Below are 25,671 nucleotides of genomic sequence, written 5' to 3' on the forward strand. Positions count from 1 at the left end.
ATGTGATCCCTTCGGCATAACGCATGAATCTTTACACCCATTTTTCGGTGAAAAAAACAATAATTTCATATAAAGTGGACGTAAATAGAAAATATCTAAAAGAAAAGAAGAAAAAGGCAAATCTATGGAAACATAGAGACGCAAAGCCATGTCCTAAGGTAAAAGTTTCTTTTTTTACTATGGTCGGCAGGTTACCGAATCAAAATGGGAGTCCCTCCGTTTTATTCGGGGTGGGCTCCTTTTCTGTTATTCGTCTATTTTAATGAAATAGACTTGGTTCTTTTGATATAGAGGGTGCAGGGTATCACATTTGGTGGAGAAAACATAGAAGAGCGGAGGATAAGAATGAGTACAGTTTATTACCCCTTAACACATGCGCAAAAGCGAGTATTCTACACGGAAAGATTTTATCCAGGCACAAGTATTTCTAATTTGGGTGGGTTTGCCAAGTTAAGATCGGTATCAGGTCTAAATCCTTCTTTGATCGTTGATGTGCTTCAAGCGTACATTCGTGAAACTGATTCTCTTCGTTTAAGGCTGGTGTATCAACATGAGCAGGAGGAGCCCGTTCAATATATCAAGCCATATGAAAAACAGCCGATTCGTTTGGTGAAAGGATGGAGTGAAAAGGAAATCAGGGCGTGGGCGAACGAGGAGATTCGTGAGCCGATGGAACTGATTGACCGTTCCTTAATCGAATTTACGGTCTTTCAAATCAGTGATCAAGAGTGCTGGCTGTTCTGTAAAGCACATCATATTGTGGCTGATGGTATTTCAATTATCTTGATGGGAAACCGAATCATTGATCTATACCATGACATGCTGCAGGGGACAGACATCTCCCCAATTGAAGACATTTCCTTCGTTGATCATATCATGAGTGAGCAAACGTATGAATCTTCTAAACGTTTTCAGAAAGACCAAGCTTTTTGGAACGAGCAATTTGCCAATATTCCAGATTTCGCTTCTTTAACACCGCATAAAGGTTACGAGATGAGTTTACATGCGGAGAGATTTTCAGGAGATATTCCAGATGCTTTAAAGGAGAAGCTTCGAGTTTTTTGTGAAGAAGAGAAAGTCAGTATGCTTTCTATGTTTATGTCCGCTGTCTATATTTACTTGCACCGATTTAGCGGCATGGAGGATGTGGTCCTTGGAACCTTTATGGGCAATCGGACAAATGCAAAGGAAAAAAAGATGATTGGGATGTTTGTGTCGACCATTCCGATGCGAGCATCTGTGCAAGGATCCCTCACGTTTCTTGATTTCGTGAAGCAAGTCATGGCGGATCAGATGAAGATCTTGCGTCATCAAAAATATCCTTACAATGTGCTCATGAATGATTTAAGGGAAAGAGATGGATTTACAGGACGCCTGTTTGATATTTCTTTAGAGTATCAGGTCATGCAGTGGCAGAAAAAAGAGAATCTTTCGTTCATTACGGAGCCGATTTTTAGTGGAAGCGGAATGAATGATATATCGATTCATGTGAAAGACCGCTGGGATACAGATACATTGACCATTGATTTGGATTACCGTACAGATCTATTTAGTGAAGACGATATGAGTAAGCTGTTTGATCGATTGATGATTCTGCTGGAGGCGGCAGTCTCTCAGCCAGATCAGCTGATTGGGGCTCTCTCTTTACTGCCAGCAGATGAACAAAAGCAGCTGCTTCAATTATCTAAGGGAGAAGCATTTGATTTACCAGGAGCGAAACCAGTTCACCACTTATTTGATGAGGTAGCTAAAAAGTATTCAGAACGGGCAGCTGTGGTAGCGGAAAATGGAACGTTCACTTATGGAGAGCTGTATCAAAAAGCGGACAAACTGGCACGATTTTTACAGATGAAAGGTGTCTCGCGTGATGTACCAGTTGCCGTTTTAATGGAACGGACGGCAGATGCGATGGTTGCCATTTTTGGGATATTAAAAGCTGGCGGTGCATATGTACCGATCGATCCAGCATTACCTGAGGAACGCATTCAATTTATTGTAGAAGATTCTGGTGCTTCTATCGTTTTAACAGAAGAATCGTTTGTTCAGCGATATTCATCCATTGCGGAAAAAATGGTTGTCCAGCAGCATATGGAATTAGAAGATCGTCCGCTGCCTGAGCTGATCGATCAGACGACATCACAGGATTTGGCTTATCTCATTTATACATCGGGTACGACTGGAAAGCCGAAGGGAGTGATGATCGAGCATCTTCAGCTGCATCATTTGGTTCATGCTCTGCATCACGAAGTATATGAGGGGGCAAATCAGCTTCAAGTGGCGCTTCTTGCACCATTCCATTTCGATGCATCTGTTAAACAAATCTTTGCTGCTCTTTTATTTGGACATACGCTTCATATTGTGCCAAGAGAAACGACACGAAACGGTGTACAGCTAGCGACTTATTACAAAGAACATCAAATTGAAGCAACAGATGGAACGCCAGCACATGTGCAGCTTTTACTTGCAGCGGATTTGGATGGGCTTGCACTGACTCACATGCTGATTGGGGGAGAAGCACTCCCTGCGAAAGCAGCGCAGGCGCTGATTGAAGCTGTGCGTGTCAGCCAGCCCGATTTTGCCTTGTGGAATGTGTATGGTCCGACAGAAACGTGTGTGGATGCTGCGGTTCACCGTCTAGATCTCAGTGAGATGCAGAAGTCACCAGAACAGCGCTATGTGTCAATTGGAAAGCCACTGGGTCATCATCGGATTTATATTTTAAATGAACATGAACAACTACAGGTGCAGGGAGCTGTGGGAGAACTATGCATTGCGGGAATAGGAGTGGGACGGGGCTATGTGAATCAGCCTGAATTGACGGAGAAGGCATTCAGACCAGATCCATTTTTTCCTGAAGACCGGATGTATCGCACAGGTGATGTAGTGAGATGGCTTCCAGATGGCACTATTGATTACCTTGGAAGAATAGATGACCAAGTAAAAATAAGAGGTTACCGCATCGAAACAGGTGAAATTGAGGCAGTCATGGAGCAGGTAGACGGAGTCGATCAGGCTGTCGTGCTTGTCGTGGATGAACCGGACGGTGGAAAGGCTTTAAGTGCTTACTATCAAGCACGACAAGAATTTCTTTCCGTGGACACCCTGCAAGCCGCTATCAAACATCAGCTGCCAGCTTATATGATGCCGCTTTATTTCAAGCAGCTTGAGGCATTTCCACTGACAGTTAGCGGGAAAGTCGACCGGCGTGCGCTTGCTGCATTAAAAGGAGACAAGGCTGTCAGTGCTGTTTATGTAGCGCCTAGAAACGATGTAGAAACGAAGCTTGTTCGTTTGTGGGAAGACGTTCTTCATCAAGAGAACATAGGTGTGTACGACTCATTCTTTGACCTAGGCGGGCATTCACTCAAAGCGATGAAAGTTCTTACACTCGTTCAGCGGGCTTTTCAAGTGGAGGTCCCTTTATCTGTTTTATTTGAACAGCAAACGATTGCAGCACTTGCTGTTTATATTGAACAAGCGGAAAAGTCTTCACAAGTGGTCATACCGAAAGCACCGACTGCTGCCGATTATCCACTGTCACCAGCACAGCAGCGTGTTTATATGGTGACTCAGTTGGAGCAGAGCATCGCCTATCATATGCCTGCCGTTGTGAAATTAAGAGGAACGCTGCAACGAGAGAAGTTGGAGGGAGCTTTTGAAAAACTGATCGCACGTCATGATATGCTGCGCACTTCTTTTCATACAGTCAAAGGAGTCCCTCGTCAGCGGGTAGCTTCATCCGTTCCATTTCAAATAGAACAGGTGATAGGCAGCACGATGGAAGAGAACATGCGTCAATTTGTCCGACCTTTTTACCTTGAGCAGGCTCCGCTTTTGCGTGTTGGGCTACAGTCTTTACATGATCAGGAGCATCTTCTCTATTTCGATATGCATCATCTGATTTCAGATGGTCTTTCAATTGATTTGATGCTGCGTGAGTTGTCTGACGCATATGAGGGATTAGTGAAAGCGCCATTGAAGCTTCAATATCAAGATTATGCTGTTTGGCAAGAACAACAGGCAGAGCAAGGCGGTCAAATAGATGAAGCATTCTGGCTGAAAGAATTTTCAGGAGATATCCCTGCTTTGCAGCTGCTAACGGATTATCAGCGTCCCGCTGTCCAGTCTTTCGCTGGAGACCGCGTTCTCAGAAACATCGATGAGACGTTAACAGGCCGTTTGCGGGAGCTTGCAGCGAATCATCATACGACGCTGTATACCGTGTTGCTTTCTGCTTACTATACATTGCTTGCGAAATACACAGGTCAAAAGGAGTTTGTGGTGGGGACGCCAACAGCAGGCAGGGTGCATGCAGATTTGAATGACATGATCGGCATGTTTGTCCAAACACTTGCTTTACGTTCAGAGGTAGATCCGAACGCTTCAATGACACAGTTGATTGAGCAAGTAAAGGAAAAGACGATGAGGGCGTTTGAGCATCAGCAATATCCATTCGAGCGGCTGCTTGAAAAGCTAAATGTGCAAAGAGATTTTAGCCGCCATCCATTGTTTGATACGGTCTTTACTCTGACGCCAGATCATTCAACAACCCAGCATATTGGAGAGATGAAAGTCGAAGTCGAGGAAACCAATTTCCATATTGCGAAGTTTGATCTCACACTTCAAGCGACAGAGTCAAGTCATGGTCTTTCCTTTGTTCTCGATTACAGTACGGCGTTATTTAAACGAAGTACAGCCGAGCAGATGCTCAAGCATTATGTTTATCTTCTGGAGCAGATGGTCGAAGTACCGGAGCAAGCGATTCAATCATACCGCTTACTGTCTGAACAAGAGGCAGCGGCTCAATTGAAGGTGTGGAACCCGTTACCTACGCCTTATCCTGCGGAAGAAACCATTGTGACGCAATTTGAATCACAAGTACAGCAGCATGGTCATCAGCCTGCTTTGCAATGTAAAGATGAGGTTCTTTCTTATCAAGAGCTGAATCGCAGAGTGAACCAGCTGGCTCATTATTTACACGAACATGGTTTTGAAAAAGGGATGAAAGCGGCTTTATTCTTTGAACGTTCCAATGAGATGGTGCTGTCGGTTTTAGCTGTGCTAAAGGCTGGCGGTGTATATGTGCCAATTGATCCTGACTTCCCTGATGAGCGCATCAAGCACTTTTTGACAGATAGTGGTGCACAGTTTGTCCTGACCCATCAGGTGCTGCGTCATCATTCTGTGCTTACTGCGTTTGAAGGGAAAATCATAGAAACAGAAGATCAAGCTGTTGATCAGCAGTCAGAGAGCAATCCAGTTGTATGTGTTTCGCCTTTGGACTTGGCGAATTTGACCTACACATCTGGTACGACAGGCAAACCTAAAGGGAACATGGTGACGCACCGGAACATTTTGAGAACAGTGAAGCAGTCGAATTATCTTACCATTCATCATAAAGACACGGTGATGAGCCTTTCAAACTATGTATTTGATGCATTTATGTTTGATGTGTTTGGTGCTTTATTGAACGGAGCGAAACTCATTGTTTTGCCAAAGGATCACATTTTAAATATGAATGAGCTTTCTGGCGCGATTGAGAAGGAAAAAGTCAGTATTTTAATGATCACGACCGCTCTATTTCACTTATTGATTGATATGAAAAAAGGCAGCCTGAAAAACGTCAGAAAAGTGCTGTTTGGTGGGGAACGTGCTTCTGTGCCGCATGTTGTGGCAGCCCTTGAAACGGTTGGAGAAGACAAACTTATTCATATGTATGGACCTTCTGAAAGCACGATTTTCACAACGTATTATCCGGTGAATCACATTGAAGAACAAGCACTATCGATTCCGATCGGAAAGCCGGTGAGTCAAACAGCTGTTTATATTGTCGATGAGTTTGGACAAGTGCAGCCGCCGGGAGTTGCTGGAGAGCTTTGTGTTGCAGGTGATGGACTGGTCATGGGGTATTATCACCAACCAGAGTTAACGAGCGAAAAGTTTGTTGAAAATCCTTTCCGATCTGGTGAAGTCATGTACAAAACGGGCGATCTCGCACGATGGCTGTCAAATGGAGATATTGAATTCATTGGGCGAATAGATCACCAAGTCAAGATTCGAGGTCAGCGTATCGAGCTTGGCGAAATTGAACACCAGCTATTGCAGCATCCGCAAGTGAAGGAAGCCGTTGTCATTGCGATATCAAATGATACATTGTGTGCATATTTCACAGCAGAAGGTGCTGTTCCGCTGTCGGATTTACGTGAGCAAGCAGGACGAGAACTCCCTGTTTATATGATGCCAGCTTTCTTCATGCAATTAGACGAGCTACCACTAACGGGGAATGGCAAGGTAGACAGACGGGCATTACCTGTACCTGATGTAAGTGAGCAGGCGGCAAATGAATACGTCCCTCCTCAATCAGATACAGAGCGTATATTGGCACACATTTGGGAGGAAGTTCTTGAGGTGCCGAAAATCGGCAGACATGATCATTTCTTTGAATGCGGTGGTCATTCACTGCGCGGCATGAAAATGCTGAACAGGCTCTATGAAGAGATGCATGTGGAATGTACTTTGAAAACATTATTTGAATCACCCACTTTAGAGGCGTTTGCCCTTGCGGTGGATCAAACAGATCGAACTGAAATCAGGCGAGTAGAAAAAGCGGAAGAAGCGGCTTTTTATCCTGTGACATCTGCTCAGAAAAGATTGTTTGTTCTGCAAAAAATAACAGATGCCGAGCAGAGCTATCATATGCCAGCTGCTTTAAAGCTTGAAGGTGTATTTGATGAGAAACGATTTAAAAAAGCCATTGACCAGCTTGTTCATCGTCATGAAGCATTCCGTACGAGCTTTGACTTCGTTCAGGGTGAACCTGTTCAGCGAATTGAAACGAATGTTTCTGTGAACATTGAAAACATCGAAGGGGATGGCCGAGACATTCAGCAATTAATGAATGATTTTATCCGTCCATTTGATTTAGGAAAAGCGCCGCTGCTCAGAGTGGGGCTTGTGTCTGAATCGGAGAGTGTTCATTATTTGTTGATTGATATGCACCACATCATTTCAGATGGTGCGTCTGTCGGTATTTTAATTGATGAGCTTTCGATCTTGTATCGAGGAGACGAACTTGATGAATTGCCTATTCAATATAAGGACTATGCGGTTTGGTCAACAAGTGAAAAATTTCTTGCACAAAAAGAGGCTGAAGCGGCGTTTTGGTTGGAACAATTACAAGGAGAACTGCCTGTTTTGGCGCTGCCTGAGGATCTTCCGAGACCAAAGGTTCAGACGTTTGAAGGGGGCCGCGTCGAATTCTCTATAGACGGTGCGCTTAAAGCGCAATTGGATGAGTTGGTTAGATCACTCAACAGTACAACTTATACAGTGCTGCTTGCTTGCTACAGTACGCTTTTAAGCAAACTTTCGAGACAAGAAGACATCATGATCGGTTCTCCAGTGGTGGGCAGAACCCATCCTGATATTCAATCAGTCATCGGCATGTTTGTGAATACGCTGGCACTCAGAACAAAACCAGAAGGACATCAGACATTTTCTCAATTTGCGTCAACAGTTCATGAGCTTGTGTTAGAGGCAAATGAACACCAGCTTTACCCATTTGAAGAACTGGTGGACCAAGTGCAAACAGTTCGCGACACAAGCCGCCATCCAATCTTTGATGTGGTGTTCTCGATGGAAAATGCAGATATTCGTGACCTGTCGATGGATGGACTTGATATCATTCCCCAGCCGTTCAATGAGAACATAGCAAAATTTGACTTAACCTTAACTGGAAACGAATCTGACGATCAAATCGAGCTTGTGTTTGATTATAATTCTTCTATCTTTGAACGGTCGTCGATTGAGAAGTGGAAGGAGTATTTCCTTTACTTGATCGAACAAATGGTGTCAGCACCAGACCAATTATTAGATCAGATGCAATTATTATCACCAGCGCAGCAGCAAAAACTGCTTGATGAATGGTCCGGCCCTTATCTAGATGTCCCGACAGATCAAACGGTTCATGCATTGATTGAGGCGAAGTCCCAGGAGGTACCTGATCAAAAAGCCGCATCCTTCTGCGGCACAAGCTGGACGTATGAAGAACTGAACAACCGGGCGAATACAGTCGCCGCAAGACTCATTTCCAGCGGCACAAAACCGGGAGACCGCATTGGCATTCTCACACGTCCATCGCTTGAGATGACAGCCGCTGTTCTTGGAGTTCTCAAGGCAGGCGCGGCATTTGTGCCGATTGATGCCGATTATCCAGCGCAGCGCATTGCCTACATGCTGGAAGATGGCGGGGCAGAGGTCCTTCTGATTCAGAAAGGGCTCACTGCACCACCTTCATTCACAGGTCATACCCTCTTCATAGAAGAGGCAGTAGAAGGAGAAGCACACGAGATTCAGGTTCCTATCAAACCAACGGATCTCGCTTATATGATTTACACATCTGGAACGACTGGACAGCCGAAGGGTGTCATGGTCGAGCATCAGTCTCTTGTCAATCTTGCTTTTTGGCACAATGATGCTTTCCAGGTGACGAAACAAGACCGAACCGCCAAATATGCCGGCTTTGGCTTTGATGCCTCCATTTGGGAGATGTTCCCGACGTGGATGGCCGGCGCAGAGCTCCATATCATCGACGAAGCGATTCGCCTCGATATGATCAAGCTCAATTCGTATTTTAATCACGAAGGCATCACCATTGCGTTCCTGCCAACACAGCTATGTGAGCAGTTTATGTCGATGGACAATCATTCTCTCCGTTACTTACTGACAGGCGGGGACAAGCTGAAACAGGTGAAGCCCGTTCCATACAAACTCGTCAATAACTACGGCCCAACAGAAAATACGGTCGTGGCGACAAGCGGGATCATTGATCCAGATCAAGGCACGCTTCCTATCGGAACAGCGATTGCCAATACTCGTTTTTACATTATGGGTTCGTTATATGACCTCTCGCCGCAAGGCGTACCGGGTGAGCTCGTGATTGCGGGGAAAGGACTGGCAAGAGGCTACTGGAATCTCCCAGAGGAAACGGACAAACGATTTGTCCCAGATCCGTTTTATCCTGGAGAGCGCATGTACCGTACAGGCGACTTGGTGAAATGGACAGAGGATGGCGAGCTGATCTATCTCGGTAGAAAAGACCATCAAGTGAACATCCGCGGATTCCGGATTGAGCTGTCAGAAATTGAAGCGCAGCTCCTTGCGCTGAATGAAGTGAAAGAAGCCGTCGTGACAACGGTCAAAGACGCAAGTGATCAAGACGCTCTTGTCGCTTACGCCATCACAGATAAAGAAACGGATACGTTGAAAGATAGCTTAAAGCGCACCTTGCCTGACTATATGGTTCCATCATGGATCATCAAGCTAGACCAACTGCCGATGACGGCAAATGGCAAAGTGGATCTCAAAGCACTGCCAGCACCTGATGTGGAAGCGAATCAAATAGCATACGAAGCGCCAAGAGATGAAGTGGAAGCACTGCTTTGCGGCATTTGGGAAGATGTGCTTGGCGTCAGCCAAGTTGGTATTCACGACCACTTCTTCTTCCTTGGCGGAGATTCGATTAAAGGCATCCAAATGGCAAGCAGACTCACGCAAGCAGGCTGGAAGCTCGATATGAAACTGCTTTTCCAATATCCAACGATTGCGGAGCTTCGCCCATATATCGAAGAAGCGGACCTTCTCACAGCCGATCAGTCAGCTGTCGAAGGAGAGGTTATTTTAACACCGATACAGCGCTGGTTCTTTGAACGGAACTTCAGCAGCCAACATCATTGGAATCAGTCCGTTATGCTCCATGCGGCAAATGGTTTGGATGAAGTGCTTGTCAAACAAGTGCTCGAGCAGATGATGACCCATCATGATGCTTTGCGATTGGTTTATCCGATAGAAGAAGGACGCATCATCCAGCGTCATCGTGGAGTAGACGAAAACGATGTAGCGGTGGACGTGATAGAAGTACAAGGAGAACGATCACAGCAAATCCAGCAGGTAGAAAAGCTAGCAAATGAAGTGCAGGCGAGTATTTCTTTAACAGAGGGACCATTAGTCAAACCTGCGATTTTCCGTACGGATCATGGAGATCACTTATTGCTCGTTGTACATCACCTTGTCATTGATGGTGTGTCATGGCGTATTTTCCTTGAAGACTTCATGGCTCTTTATGAGCAGGCGAAGCACGGGGAGGAGCTGACACTTCCTGAAAAAACACATTCATTCCAAGCATATGCCCAGAAGTTGACGGAATACGCAGTGTCAGATGAGCTGCTGGCAGAAAGGGACTATTGGAAAAAGGTACTTGGGCATTTAACTGCACCTCTGCAAAAGGATCATGTCACAGAGGATCAAAGAATGCTGCATACAAAAACCATTCGCTTTACGCTGTCTGAGGAAGAAACACGCAGCCTAATGACAGAAGTACATGAGGCGTACCACACGGAAATCAACGACATTTTGCTAACCGCTTTAGGATTGACCCTGAAAGAGTGGACAGGAGAAGACAGACACTTTATTCACCTTGAAGGACATGGAAGGGAAGACATCCTTCCGGCGGTCAATGTGTCGCGGACCATCGGCTGGTTTACGAGCATGTATCCTGTGCTGCTTGATTTGTCGCATGCGGAGGATCTTTCATATCAAATCAAGCTTTTGAAAGAAGAGCTCAGACACATTCCGAACAAGGGAATCGGCTATGGCGTTTTAAAATACTTAACGCCTGACAAAATGAAGGACGGTCTCGCATTTGATGTCACGCCAGATATCAGCTTTAACTATCTTGGTCAGTTTGATGAACAGATTGGCGGAGGTGAACTAAGTCGATCCACTTGGCAGGCAGGTCAATCATTAAGTCCAGAATCAGAGAAACCTCATGCATTAGATATTGTTGGTTTCGTAGAACAGGGCATGTTCCATATGACGATATCCTATCACCAGCTTGAATTTGAAGAGCAAACGATGGAACAGTTTAAGGACCTTTTAGAAAAGAACGTGAAGGCACTCATCTCACATTGTGTATCACAAGATGAAGCGCAAATTACGCCTAGTGATGTAGGAGACGATGACCTGACCATGGATGAACTTGAAAAGCTAATGGATATATTTTAAGCAAACGAAGAGGTGGACTATGAGCAAACAGAAGATTCAAAAGGTATATCCTTTAACACCAATGCAAGAAGGCATGTTATATCATGCCATGCTAGACCCTAATTCGTCCTCTTATTTCACACAGCTGGAGCTTGGAATAAGAGGGGAGTTTGATCTCGATCTTTTTGAAAAAAGTCTCAATGAGCTCATCGGCACATATGACATTCTCCGTACAGCCTTTGTCTATCAGCAATTACAGAAGCCTCGACAGGTTGTACTGGCAGAGCGCAATCTAGATGTGTATAGAGAGAATCTATCTCACCTGAACCATCAGGAACAGCAAAAGGTACTAGATCAATATAAAAAGCAAGTGAGAAAGCAAGGCTTCCATTTAACGAATGATTTGTTATTGAAGGTCGCTGTTTTTCAACTGAATGAAACAAACTGGCATCTCATTTGGAGCAACCATCACATCATCATGGATGGTTGGTCCATGGGAGTTTTGATGAACAAATTGTTTCATTACTACGAATCTTATCGGAACGGCAAAACGCCGGATCGCTCACAAGGAAAACCTTATGCAGATTATATTCAGTGGCTTGGCAAGCAAAATCAACAAGCAGCGGAAGGCTATTGGAAGGATCGCTTAGATGGTGCGATTCAGCATCAAGGGCTTTTGCAGCAAAAAGAAGCGAACGGACAATATGACCATCAGGAATGGACGTTCACATGGGATGCTGAAATGGTCAGCACCATTCAAGAGATCGCAAGGAATTGCCAAGTGACAGCACCAAATCTATTCCAGGCTGTTTGGTCGGTTCTTTTAGGCACTTACCATGCGGCACATGATGTCACTTTCGGAACAGTCGTATCTGGCAGGCCGCCAAGTGTGGCTGGGATAGAGCAGATGGCAGGACTTTTTATCAATACAATACCGGTCAGGGTAGAAATGAATCAGGAAGACACCTTCAAACAGCTGTTTCAAAAAGTTCAGCAGCATGCGCTGGAAGCGGAAAACTATGATTTTATGCCGCTTTATGACATTCAGCAACAGACAGCTGCAGGAGGACAACTCTTCGATCACTTGGTCGGGTTTGAGAACTATCCTTTAGATCAAGAGCTATCTGGTGACACCATGTCGGAACGTCTAGGGTTTTCCATTGATGTAAAAGACGGATTTGAACAAACGAATTTCGATCTAAATGTCCTCGTATATCCAGGTGAAACATGGACATTGAAAATCAAATACAATGCGGTGGCTTTTGAAGAAGAGGTCATTGAAAAAATATCGAAACACCTGACCAACCTCATGAAGCAGATCATCGAGAATCCGGAAGTTCGCCTTCATGACGTGACGTGTATCACTGAAGAAGAAAAACAGCAGATTGAAGCATGGAACAAGACAGAACGAGATTATCCAAAGCATCTGTCTATTCCTGAGCTTCTTAAAGAATGCATTCAAACGCAGCCAGATCATCTGGCGTTAGTCGAAGGAGAGCGGGCATTCACCTATGAAGAACTCGGCCAAGAAATCCATCGTGTTGCGGGATATTTGATTGATAGCGGAGTGAAACAAGAAGATGCCGTCGCAGTGTATATGAATCGATCTGCTGAAGCAGTGATCGCCATTTTAGCGATTCTTCAAGCAGGGGCTGCTTATGTACCAATTGATCCAGCCCAGCCAGAGGAGAGAATCCGCTTTATGCTTGAAGACAGCGGCGCATCCGTTTTGCTCTATGCGGACAGCCAGCCGCCAGTTCATGAAAGTATCCAAGCCGTTCGTGTGTCGGACATATCGAATCATTCCAACGGACCATTCGAAGTCGAGACCTCTCCTTCGCAATTGGCGTATATCATGTACACGTCGGGGTCAACCGGCCAGCCAAAAGGTGTTCAAATTGAGCATCAACATATTGTCAGATTGGCATGTTCTCAGGAGGCACTGGGCTTGAACAAGTCGGATCGTATGGCACATACAGGAGCAGTCAGCTTTGATGCCATTACTTTTGAAATTTTCACCACACTGCTGAACGGTGCAACGCTTTATCCTGTTGACCGTGACACGTTATTGGACATCAACCGGTTTGAACGCTTTATCCAAACGAATCAAATCTCGGCGCTCTTTTTAACGACAGGTTTGTTTAATCAACTTGCTCAGCAGCGACCGCATATGTTTAAAGGATTGTCCAAATTGATCACAGGCGGTGATGTGATCAATGTGAAAAGTGCAGAGCTTGTGAAGAAAAATCATCCATCACTTGTTTTACTGAATGCGTACGGCCCAACAGAAAACACCACCATCTCGACCATTTATGAGGTGAGAGGGGATGAAACGGGCACGATTCCAATTGGTCAGCCGATCAATCATTCGTCCGCTTACATTTTAGATGACAATCAAAGACTTCAGCCAATTGGCGCGCCAGGAGAGCTGTATGTTGGCGGAGACGGTGTCTCAAGAGGATATCTCCATCGTCCAGAATTAACAAAGCAAGCATTTATCGCTGATCCTTTCAAGGCAGAAGGGCGTTTGTATCGAACAGGAGATTTGGCTAGGTACGGTTCAAATGGTCAAATCGAATTCCTCGGACGGACAGATGATCAAGTGAAAATCCGTGGTTTCCGTATTGAGCTCGGTGAAATTGAAACGATTCTTCAACAAGAGGCGGGGATCGATGATGCGGTTGTGCTCATCCATGCGTCTCCTTCAGATGAAAAAGAAATGACCGCTTACTATACGGGAACGATCACGGAAGAAGAAGTGCGGGCTCTATTTAATCAAGCACTGCCAGCATATATGGTACCTCATCACGTCATGAAGCTAGATGCTTTTCCGCTTACCGCAAACGGAAAGGTCGATCGAAAAGCTTTACCAACGCCTGACGAAGCTGATCGTGAAGAAATCAGGATCATTCCACCTGAAACCGAGACGGAAAAGGCGCTTGCTCAAATTTGGGAGGAACTGCTTGGGAAAACGGTGGGAATAGATGAGCATTTCTTCATGACTGGCGGACATTCACTCAAAGCAATGATGATGTCAGCCAAAATCCAAGAAGTGTTCCAAAAGGAAGTTCCGATTCAAGTGATATTCGAAAAGCCAACGGTTCGATCGCTTGCGTCATACATTGACCAGGACGGTCAAGAAGAACAAGGACATCCGATCTTACCCGCAGCGAAGGCGGAGAACTATCCAGTGTCACCAGCTCAGCGGCGCTTATACATTTTACAAACACTTGAACCTAAGAGTACGAACTATCATATTCCGATCGTCTTAACGCTTGAGGGTACGCTCGATCATCAGCGGCTCACCTCAGCATTTGATGAGTTGATTCAAACGCATGAAATCTTAAGAACGAGTTTTCATATGAAAGGCGAGAACATCGTCCAAAGGGTACATGAACGAGCGGCATTTGACCTCCCCATCCATGATGTAAAGGAAGAAGAGGCCGAGGCATTTCTTGCTGAACGTCAGGCGCCGTTTGATTTGACAGCCGCTCCCCTCCTGCGGGCACAGCTGCTCAAAGTGAGTCATGATCGTCATCTATTAGTTCTGGAAGCACATCATCTGATTACAGATGGCAGCTCCATGAAGACGTTCATTCAGGATTTGGCGAAAGCCTATGATGGAGAGGCACTTGCAGAAAGAGCCATTCATTATAAAGATTACGCTGTCTGGCAGTTAAGTGAAGAAGAAACAGAGAAACAGCGTGTGCATGAAGCGTATTGGCTGAAGCAATTCCAAGGAGATGTACCGGTTTTAGATTTGCCGACAGACTTTCCGCGTCCAGTGGAACGTGATTTTTCTGGAGAACGAGTGATGTTTGGCTGTGATCAAGCGACAACTCAGCGTATTCATGAGCTGCTCAAGAAAACAGATACGACGCTGTACATGTTCTTGTTATCTGCATTTCAAGTGCTGCTCGCATCCTACAGCGGACAGGAAGATATCATTGTCGGATCTCCTGTTGCGGGACGAACACATCCAGATATTCAGGACATGCCGGGGATGTTCATCAATACCATTGCGATGCGCGGGAAACCGGAACAAACAAAGTCATTTTTACAGCTGCTTGAAGAAATAAAAGAAACGAGTGTAGATGCTTTTGCACATCAAAGCTATCCGCTCGAAGAGTTAATCGCGCGTCTACCGCTTGATCGTGATACAACCCGAAGCCCGCTCTTTAGTGTTTCGTTTAATATGCAGAACATGGATGTTCCTGCACTAAAGCTCGGCGATCTGAACATTTCGCCTTATGCAATGCAGCACCGATCCGTCAAATTTGATCTGTCTCTAGAAGCATTTGAACGTGAGGGAGAAATAAAACTAAGCCTAGACTATGCAACGGCATTATTTAAAGAGGAAACCATCCGCCGGTTCGGAACACATCTTCTTGCGATTATTCGTGAGGCGGTCCAGCATCCGAATGAACAAATTGGCTTATTCAACCTCTTGGATCAGCATGAGCAAATGGAGCGGCTGGAGAAAAGGGATGGGGAACAAACAGGTCAACATGAGCCGTACCATGTGCAATTTTCACGTCAAGCCATGGAAACGCCTGATGCCATTGCGGTGATGGATGGTGAAAGGAAGCTGACCTACCGTGAACTAGATCACATGTCCAATGCTCTTTGCAGTGAGCTGAAGATGCAAGGCGTAGAGAAAGAAAGCACAGTCGCACTTATTCTTGATCGCTCTGTCTATGTCATTGTCTCCATGCTAGGTGTAATGAAAGCAGGCGGTGCATTTGTACCAATTGATCCAGCTTTTCCTGCGGAACGTATTCGTTACACATTAAAAGATTCAGGGGCAAAAGTCATCGTGGCAAATGAGTCTCTTGGCGATTCGTATCAGCATCTCAAGTCGATTCAGGTCGTACATGTGGAGAAAGCCGTCCAACGAAACGATTCTCTAGACCTGCCAGACGTATCGGTTGATCAACTGGCTTATGTGATTTACACATCTGGAACAACAGGGAAGCCAAAGGGTGTACAGCTCACGCATCGTAATCTATCACACTACGTCAATTGGTTGACACATGAAGTGACTTTACAAGAATGCGATCGAACGGCACTCCTGTCTTCTTATGCATACGACCTTGGTTACACAAGCATTTTCCCGGTTCTAAAAGCAGGCGGGACACTCTATATTCCTCATGAAGACGTGTATACAGACCCTGTACGTCTCATGCGTTTTATTGATGAACAAGAGCTGACTTATATCAAAATGACACCATCCTTATTTCATATGATGGCAGATTCGAAGGGTCATACATTTGACGCTTTACGGCTTGTGGTATTGGGAGGAGAACCGATTGTCTCTGAAGATGTTGAGACATTTATGAAGCAGCATCCATGCGTTGCAGTGATGAACCATTACGGTCCGACAGAAACAACGATTGGTACAGTGAGCAAGCTAATGACACCGCATGAGCTGGACGCTTTAAAGGAGCGTTCTATCATCGGAAAGCCTATTGCTCATACAAGAGCGCTCGTATGCAATCGCGAGCAGCGCCTTGTTCCTTATGGCGCACCGGGTGAGCTCTACATTTCAGGTGATGGTGTTTCAAGAGGTTATTTGAATCAGCCTAAATTAACAGCAGAGCGTTTTCTTGAAAATCCTTATTTCCCTCAAGAGCGGATGTATCGAACGGGAGATTTGGTCAGACAGCATACAAATGGAGAGATTGAATTCCTTGGAAGAGTAGATGATCAAGTGAAAATTCGCGGCTATCGAATTGAGAAACAAGAAATTGAGCATGCCGCACGTGCCCTTTCTTCCATTCAAAAAGTATATGTCAAAGTGATCACCACAACTCGTTTACCGGAGCTGGCGTTATATTATACAGCACCTGATCACATTGGAACGCTGACATTTAGAGAAAAGCTTTCAGAGACACTACCGGATTACATGATTCCTACTTATTTTGTCAAAGTGGATCATATGCCGCTGACACAAAACGGAAAAGTAGATGCAAAATCTCTGCCGCTTCCTCATGAGGCACATATGAACCGCACGGCACACGTAGCACCAGAAACGGCGCTTGAGCAGACGCTTTGTGATATGTGGTCAGATGTTCTTGAAATTGAAAAAGTCGGCATTGATGACCATTTCTTTGAATTAGGCGGGCATTCTCTGAAAGGCATGGTGCTCATTTCGAAAATGCAAGCCAAACTGAATCAGCATGTTCCACTCAAGGTTCTTTTTGAAAAGCCAACGATACGGGCGATAGCTGCCTATTTGGAAGAAGCTGATGCTTCGCTCGTCACATCCATTCAGCCAGCGGAAAAGCAAGATTTCTATCCAGTCTCTTCCGCACAAAAGCGAATGTACGTATTACAGCAGTTGCATCCAGAATCCGTCACCTACCATATGCCAGCCGTTTTCATGATGGAAGGAAACCTTGATCTGAAGCAGCTAGAAGGAGCGATTCAAGCTTTAATTGATAGACATGAGTCATTGCGGACAGCCTTTGTTGAAATTGATGGCAGTCCCGTCCAAAAAATCTATCGCCGTGTGCCGTTTACGTTACAGATGGTTGAAGTAGAAAGCGATCAGGTACAATCCGTCGTAGATAACTTCATGACACCATTCTCATTACATCAAGCACCTCTAATGAGAGCGAAAGTGGCAAAGCTGTCTGATGACAAATATGTGTTCATGATGGATATGCACCATATCATCGCAGACGGAGTGACACGCAGTCTGCTTATTCAAGAATTAGCGGAGTTGTATGAGCATAAGATGTTACCGCCAGTTCAGTTGCACTACAAGGATTATGCGGTATGGCAGCAAGAGGAAGAGCAGCAAGCAGCACTTGAAAAACAGCGGCAGTATTGGCTGGAGCAATATGCACAGCCGCCAGAAGACTTGGCACTTCCGCTTGATTTCCCTCGGCCTAGTGTGCAGTCATTTGCAGGAGATCGGGTTGATAGATGGCTGTCTGCTGAAAAGGCGCAGCATATCAAAGTGCTCATGGCTGAAAAAAATGTGAGCTTGAACATGGTGATGCAAACGGCCTTTGCCATTCTCCTTCATAAATTGACTGGGCAGCATGAGATCGTCATAGGGGCTGTAACGGCTGGACGTACACATGCGTCAATCGAACGGATTCCGGGCATGTTTGTGAATACACTGGCCCTTCGACATGACGTTCAGTTAGAAGAAACTGCAGAGCATCTGCTAGAAAAAATAAGAGATCACAATCTATCAGCTTATGAACATCAAGGATTCCCATTTGAGGATTTGGTCGCGCAGTTAGACCTTCCGAAAGACACGAGCCGCAACCCGTTGTTTAGTGTCATGATGACAACGGATGAGCGTGATCTGACGTTACCGGAATTGAATGGACTTACGCTTTCGCACAAACAGCAAGAAGCCGTTCAGGCAAAATTTGATTTAACGCTCGGTGTCTTTGAGGAACAAGATCAAGTGGGCTTGCGCTTTGAATATGCAGCGGCATTATTTAAAAAGAGTACCATTCAGCGATGGAGTCAATATTTTGAGCGAGTCATAGACGAAATGCTTGCGAAATTGAATCAGTCGATCTCAACCATCTCCATCTTAACAAAAGAAGAAGAGCGACATCTGCTTGATGATTGGTCGGGCCCTTATCTAAATGTCCCGACAGATCAAACGGTTCATGCATTGATTGAGGCGAAGTCACAGGAAGTACCTGATCAAAAAGCCGCAACTCTCTGCGGCACAAGCTGGACGTATGAAGAACTGAACAACCGGGCGAATACAGTCGCCGCAAGACTTATGTCCACCGGCACAAAACCGGGAGACCGCATTGGCATTCTCACACGTCCATCGCTTGAGATGACAGCCGCTGTTCTCGGAGTTCTCAAGGCAGGTGCGGCATTTGTGCCGATTGATGCCGATTATCCAGCGCAGCGCATTGCTTATATGCTTGAAGATTGCGGGGCAGAGGTCCTTCTGATTCAGAAAGGGCTCACTGCACCACCTTCATTCACAGGTCATACCCTCTTCATAGAAGAGGCAGTAGAAGGAGAAGCACACGAGATTCAGGTTCCTATCAAACCAACAGATCTCGCTTATATGATTTACACATCTGGAACGACTGGACAGCCGAAGGGTGTCATGGTCGAGCATCAGTCTCTTGTCAATCTTGCTTTCTGGCACAATGATGCTTTCCAGGTGACGAAACAAGACCGAACCGCCAAATATGCCGGCTTTGGCTTTGATGCCTCCATTTGGGAGATGTTCCCGACGTGGATGGCCGGCGCAGAGCTCCATATCATCGACGAAGCGATTCGCCTCGATATGATCAAGCTCAATACGTATTTCAATGACGAAGGCATTACCATTGCGTTCCTGCCAACACAGCTATGTGAGCAGTTTATGTCGATGGACAATCATTCTCTCCGTTACTTACTGACAGGCGGGGACAAGTTAAAGCAGGTGAAGCCCGTTCCATACAAACTCGTCAATAACTACGGCCCAACAGAAAATACGGTCGTGGCGACAAGCGGGATCATTGATCCAGATCAAGGCACGCTTCCTATCGGAACAGCGATTGCCAATACTCGTTTTTACATTATGGGTTCGTTATATGACCTCTCGCCGCAAGGCGTACCGGGTGAGCTCGTGATTGCGGGGAAAGGACTGGCAAGAGGTTACTGGAATCTCCCAGAGGAAACGGACAAACGGTTTGTCCCAGATCCGTTTTATCCTGGAGAGCGCATGTATCGTACAGGCGACTTGGTGAAGTGGACAGAGGATGGCGAACTGATCTATCTCGGTAGAAAAGACCATCAAGTGAACATCCGCGGATTCCGGATTGAGCTATCAGAAATTGAAGCGCAGCTCCTTGCGCTAAATGAAGTGAAAGAAGCCGTCGTGACAACGGTCAAAGACGCAAGTGGTCAAGACGCTCTTGTCGCTTACGTCATCACAGATGAAGAAGCGGCCATTTTGAAAGAAAGCTTAAAGCGCACCTTGCCTGAATATATGGTGCCATCATGGATCATCAAGCTAGACCAACTGCCGATGACGGCAAATGGCAAAGTGGATCTCAAAGCACTGCCAGCACCTGATGTGGAAGCGAATCAAACAGCATACGAAGCGCCAAGAGATGAAGTGGAAGCACTGCTTTGCGGCATTTGGGAAGATGTGCTTGGCGTCAGCCAAGTTGGTATTCACGACCACTTCTTCTTCCTTGGCGGAGATTCGATTAAAGGCATCCAAATGGCAAGCAGACTCACGCAAGAAGGCTGGAAGCTCGATATGAAACTGCTTTTCCAATACCCAACGATTGCGGAGCTTCGCCCATATATCGAAGAAGCGGATCTTCTCACAGCTGATCAATCACCTGTGGAAGGGGAAGTCATTTTAACACCGATTCAGCGCTGGTTCTTTGAACGTAAATTTGATCACCAGCACCACTGGAATCTATCAATGATGCTTCATGCGCCAAAAGGGTTTGACTTGGCTGTCACAGAACAAGTTCTGCAAAGACTACTCTCACATCATGATGCACTGCGCATGGTGTTCAGACAGGAGCATGATGACATTCTGCAATACAATCAGCGGGAGCTGACAGAACCATTTTCAATTATTTCTTGTGATGTTTCAAAAGCGCAAGATGTGAAACAGGCGATTTCCACATACGCCAATGAGTATCAGCGTCAACTGAATCTTGAAAAAGGTCCATTGATGAAAGTGATTTGTTTCCATACAGAAAACGGTGATCACTTACTCATCATCACACATCATCTTGTGATTGACGGCGTTTCTTGCCGGATTTTACTAGAAGACTTTATGTCTCTTTATCATCAGGCAGAAAAAGGAGAAACGATGGTTCTGCCGCCAAAAACGCACTCTTTCAAAGAATGGGCAGAAGCGGTTGAACGATACGCGCAGTCACAGCTGCTAAAAAACCAGAAGGAGTATTGGGCAGCGATTGAAAATAGACCGTTTACGACTTTACCTGTTGACCATGAAGTAAAAGAAAGAAAAGTCGCGGATACGAAAGCGGTCAAAATGCAGCTGACAGAAGCAGAAACCGAGCATCTGTTAACGAATATCCATCTTCCGTACACAACAGAAATGAATGATATTCTTCTATGTGCGCTCGGGCTGGCCGTTCAGGAATGGACAGGACAATCTCATGTACATGTACAGCTTGAAGGTCATGGAAGAGAGGATATTTTATCAGGATTAGATATATCCCGCACAGTTGGCTGGTTTACGAGCATGTATCCAGTCGTTCTTGAAGCGAAACCGAATCAGACCATTGCAGACGCTATCAAAGGAACGAAAGAGATGCTGCGGCGTGTACCGAATAAAGGGATTGGTTACGGTATTTTAAAATACATGACACCATCCGAACCGTCAGTCAAACACGTGCAGCCTGAAATCAGCTTGAACTATCTCGGGCAGATTGATCAGGAAGTGACGACAGAACTCTTTGGGCCCTCAACCTATGATATGGGCCGTCAAGCAAGCCCTGAATCAGAAGCTGTTTATAAGCTGAACCTCAGCGGTCTTGTTCAGCACAATCAATTCATTCTGTCGTGCTCATATTGTGCAAGTGAATATGAAGAACAAACGATACAGCAGTTCATCGCATTGTTGAAGGAGAAAATCAGATTCATCATCACTCATTGCTTAGCGCATCAAGAGCGAGAATTTACGCCAAGTGACTTCTCGGTTACAGACCTTGAAATGGATGAAATGGACGATATCTTTGACATGCTCGAGGAGAAATTGACTTAACACCACTAGATCAGTCATGAAAAAGGAAAGGAGGAATGAAATAGATGAGTCAATTTAAAAGGGATCAAGTTCAAGATATGTACTATCTGTCACCGATGCAAGAAGGAATGCTGTTTCATACCCTCCATCATCAAGAAAAAGGCTTTTATGTAGAACAAATGGATATGAACGTGAAGGGGACACTTCGGTCTGATCTGCTTGAGAAAAGCATGAATATCATCGTGGAACGGTACGATATTTTTCGTACCGTGTTCCTCCACGAAAAAGTGAAGCGTCCTGTCCAAGTTGTATTAAAGAATCGACCTTTCCAGCTTGATATTGTGGACATACAGGATCTTTCTGAAAGTGAACAGCTTGAACGTATCGATCGTTTTAAACAAAAGGATCAGCTGAGAGGATTTGATCTCTCGAAGGATCTGCTCATGCGGGCCTCTGTTTTTCAAACGGGTCCTTCAAGCTATCGCTGGATATGGAGCTATCACCATATCCTTCTAGATGGCTGGTGTTTTGGTCTAGTTGTGCAGGAATTGTTTGCGATTTATCATGCACTTTTGCATGACATCCCTTACAGGCTGGAGCCAGTCAAGCCATATAAAGAATATATTCAATGGCTGGAAAAACAAGATAAACAAGCCTCACTTGAGTATTGGACGCAATCTTTGGCGGGCTTTGAGGGGCAATCGACTTTTAAAGAACAGCGAAAGCAAACAAATGAGCATGAATTAGGCGAAATCGAATGGGCCATGAGTAAAGAAGAAACAGCTGCTTTATCAGAGTTAGCCTTGCAGCAGAATGCCACGTTAAGTAGTGCGCTTCAATCGGTTTGGTCTATCTTACTCAGCAGGTATCAGCGCTCAAACGATGTGTTGTTTGGAACGGTTGTGTCAGGACGTCCGGCAGATTTGGCTGGTGTAGACCGGATGGTGGGATTGTTCATTAATGTCATTCCAAGACGAATTCAGCTGACAGACCAAATGACGTTCCGTTCTCTATTATCAGAGACGCAGCAGCAGTCTTTAGCGGCTGAACCGCACCAATATATCCCGATTTATGATATTCAGGCTAAAGCAGGTCAGCAGCAGCTCATTGATCATATTGTGGTGTTTGAGAATGTCCCTGCTGCAAAGAAAGACGAGCAGGAGTCACTGCTTGGCTTTACAGTAGAAGACATGAATGTCTATGAAAAATCGAACTATGATCTCAATTTACTTGCATCACCTGGGGAACAATTGCAGCTGAAGCTGGCCTTTAATCAGCGTGCATTTGATCCTGCATTTGTCCATAAATTAAAGGATCAGCTGACCCTTTTGATCAAAGGGACCATCAAACATCCAGATCAGTCAGTTCATACACTGACACTTGTGACTAAGCAGGAAAAGCAGCGAATGTTAGAGGAATGGAATGCACCTGAGCTGGAGCATGATCAGCTTTATTTGACAAAGTGGTTTGAACATAATGTTCGAAAACAGCCGAATGCAGTGGCATTATCAGCAGGTGATCACACGATGACATATGCGGAGCTGAACGAACAAGCCAATCGACTGGCAAGGCATTTGCAAAAAAATGGGGTCGAACATCAAACGGTGACCGCCATTTTAGCAGAGCGGACACCTGAACTCATTGTCAGCTTACTCGCTGTCTTAAAAGCAGGTGCCACCTATGTGCCGATTGATCCAGATTATCCAGAAAGCCGTATCCAATATATGCTGAAAGACAGCGGAGCGACGCATCTTCTGACTCATTCATCCTTTATCAGTCAGACGAGGTCACTCGCATTTGATGGCACGTATCTTTTTGCAGATGACCAAGAAATTTTACTGATGAGCTCAGAGAATCTGCCACTTGAAGCCGGTTTAGATGATACGGCATACATCATGTATACATCTGGAACAACCGGACAGCCAAAAGGCATCATGACGACCCATTCCAATATTGCCCGGGTGGTCAAAAATACGAATTACTTAACTATTTTAGAAACAGATACATTGCTGTCGTTATCAAATAGTGTATTTGATGGCTTTACATTTGATGTATATGGTGCGCTTTTAAACGGAGCAAAGCTTGTCCTGCCGCAAAAAGAAACCATTTTAGATATGGGGAAGCTCACTGAGCTGATAAAAGGAGAGCATATTTCTGTCATGTTTGTTCCAACCGCTTTATTCCATCTTCTCGTTGATGAAGGAACAGATTGGATGCGCGGTGTGCGTAAGGTGCTGTTTGGGGGAGAGAGGGCATCGGTTCAGCATGTGAGAAAAGCCTTTGATGTGATGGGAAAAGGCAGATTGTTGAACGTATACGGACCAACCGAATCAACGGTTTTTGCCACATATTATCCGATAGATGAAGCGATCCCTTTAGAGGCACATTCTATTCCAATTGGGAAGCCGCTCAACCAGACGGGCGCTTATATATTAAGTGAGCACAGGCAGCTTCAGCCGATTGGAATGGTTGGAGAGCTTTGTCTGAGCGGCAAAGGACTGGCAAAAGGATATTTGAATCGTCCTGATCTGACAAAACAAGTGTTTATTCCTCATCCTTTCGCTTCGGGTGAGCGCCTGTATCGCACAGGGGATTTAGCTTACTTTCGAGAAGACGGTCTGATTGAGTATGCAGGCAGAGTTGATGATCAGGTAAAAATTCGAGGACACCGAATTGAACTGACCGAAATTGAAGCCAACCTTCTCATGCACCCAGGTGTAAAACAAGCTGTAATCCTAGCGGATCATGATGAAACCAATCATACAAGGCTGCTTGCCTATATCACGTGTGATGATGCATGGAAAGGCAAACTCGATGATATCAAATCAAGGCTGAAAGAGCGTCTTCCAGCTTATATGCTGCCTCATGAGCTGATTGAACTGGAGAACCTCCCACTTACGCCAAACGGGAAGGTTGATAAACGCCAGCTACCAAAACCAGAGGCGCCGCAAGGAAACCGCCGTGTGAAACTGCCCGCAAATGAAGTGGAACAAAAGCTGTTGGTGATGTGGCGGGAAGTACTTGAACGAGAAGATATTAGCACAGATGACCATTTCTTTGAGCTTGGCGGACATTCTTTAAAAGCGATGTCTCTTTTGTCCAAAGTATCAAAGGAGTTTGAGGTTCAGGTGCCGATCCATTTGTTGTTTGAGACCCCGACGATTGAAGCGCTTAGTCATTATATTCAGCATCAGGACGGGGAAACCGCTGGCTATCTTGTATTCAATGAATCTCAAACATCAACAGTCTTTGCTCTTCCGCCGTTACCAGGCTACGGCTTTATCTATCAGGAAGCAGCAAAAACGCTTGATGATGTCCGGTTGATCGCCTTTGATTTTATTGAAACGAATAACCGAATGGCGCAGTACGTTCAGCATATTCAGCACCTTCAGCCAAAAGGGCCGCTGACGTTGATGGGGTACTCAGGCGGATGTTACCTCGCCTTTGAGCTTGTTCAAGCGCTAGAACAAGTAGGGCGGACAGTCGAGAAGGTCATCATGATCGATTCCTATAAGAAAATTGGAGAAAGTGATTTAGAAGGGCGATCCATTGATGATGATATTGAAGCGATTGTTCATCAAACGAAACAAAGCGAACTTGCTCAAGGGGAGATCGTTCAAGAAGCGCTTGCCCAAAAGACGCGCGCCTACTATGAAACGTTTGTTAAGGGGGTGAATCAAGGCAAAATACAGGCAGATATTACGTTCATCCAATCTGAAGAACAAATAGCGATCCCGGACTGGATGGAAGAGTGGACACAGGCAACGGCCGGATCTTTTACCCAATACCAAGGCTATGGCCGGCATGCTGATATGTTCAAACATAAAGAATGTGCAGCTCAAAATGCAAAGCTGATCAAACATATTGTCAATCAAACAAATAGAGAACGAGTCTTGTAAACTTTAGATTAGGCAGGA

Annotated in this window: 3 protein-coding genes and 1 riboswitch; all 3 genes read left to right on the forward strand. The window is 45.3% G+C overall.

What is annotated here, in order from left to right; genetic code table 11:
• Positions 1 to 105: 105 nt before the first annotated feature.
• A riboswitch (cyclic di-GMP riboswitch) is annotated at positions 106 to 199 on the forward strand.
• Positions 200 to 345: 146 nt separating this feature from the next.
• From NSQ64_RS02510 to NSQ64_RS02520, 3 genes are read left to right on the forward strand one after another with little or no spacing between them, the layout of a single operon-like run.
• The gene (locus NSQ64_RS02510) at positions 346 to 11,061 is read left to right on the forward strand and encodes a non-ribosomal peptide synthetase (protein ID WP_341014871.1); all 10,716 of its coding nucleotides are present in this window, start codon (positions 346 to 348) and stop codon (positions 11,059 to 11,061) included.
• A gap of 19 nt (positions 11,062 to 11,080) precedes the next feature.
• Positions 11,081 to 21,775, forward strand: a complete 10,695-nt coding sequence (locus tag NSQ64_RS02515) for a non-ribosomal peptide synthetase (protein WP_341014873.1) — start codon at positions 11,081 to 11,083, stop codon at positions 21,773 to 21,775.
• A gap of 44 nt (positions 21,776 to 21,819) precedes the next feature.
• On the forward strand, positions 21,820 to 25,653 hold the full coding sequence (locus tag NSQ64_RS02520) for a non-ribosomal peptide synthetase (RefSeq protein ID WP_341014875.1): 3,834 nt from the start codon (positions 21,820 to 21,822) through the stop codon (positions 25,651 to 25,653).
• Positions 25,654 to 25,671 lie beyond the last annotated feature (18 nt).

Source organism: Bacillus sp. FSL W8-0183, from assembly GCF_038006825.1.
Taxonomy (GTDB): Bacteria; Bacillota; Bacilli; order Bacillales; family Bacillaceae; genus Bacillus; species Bacillus altitudinis.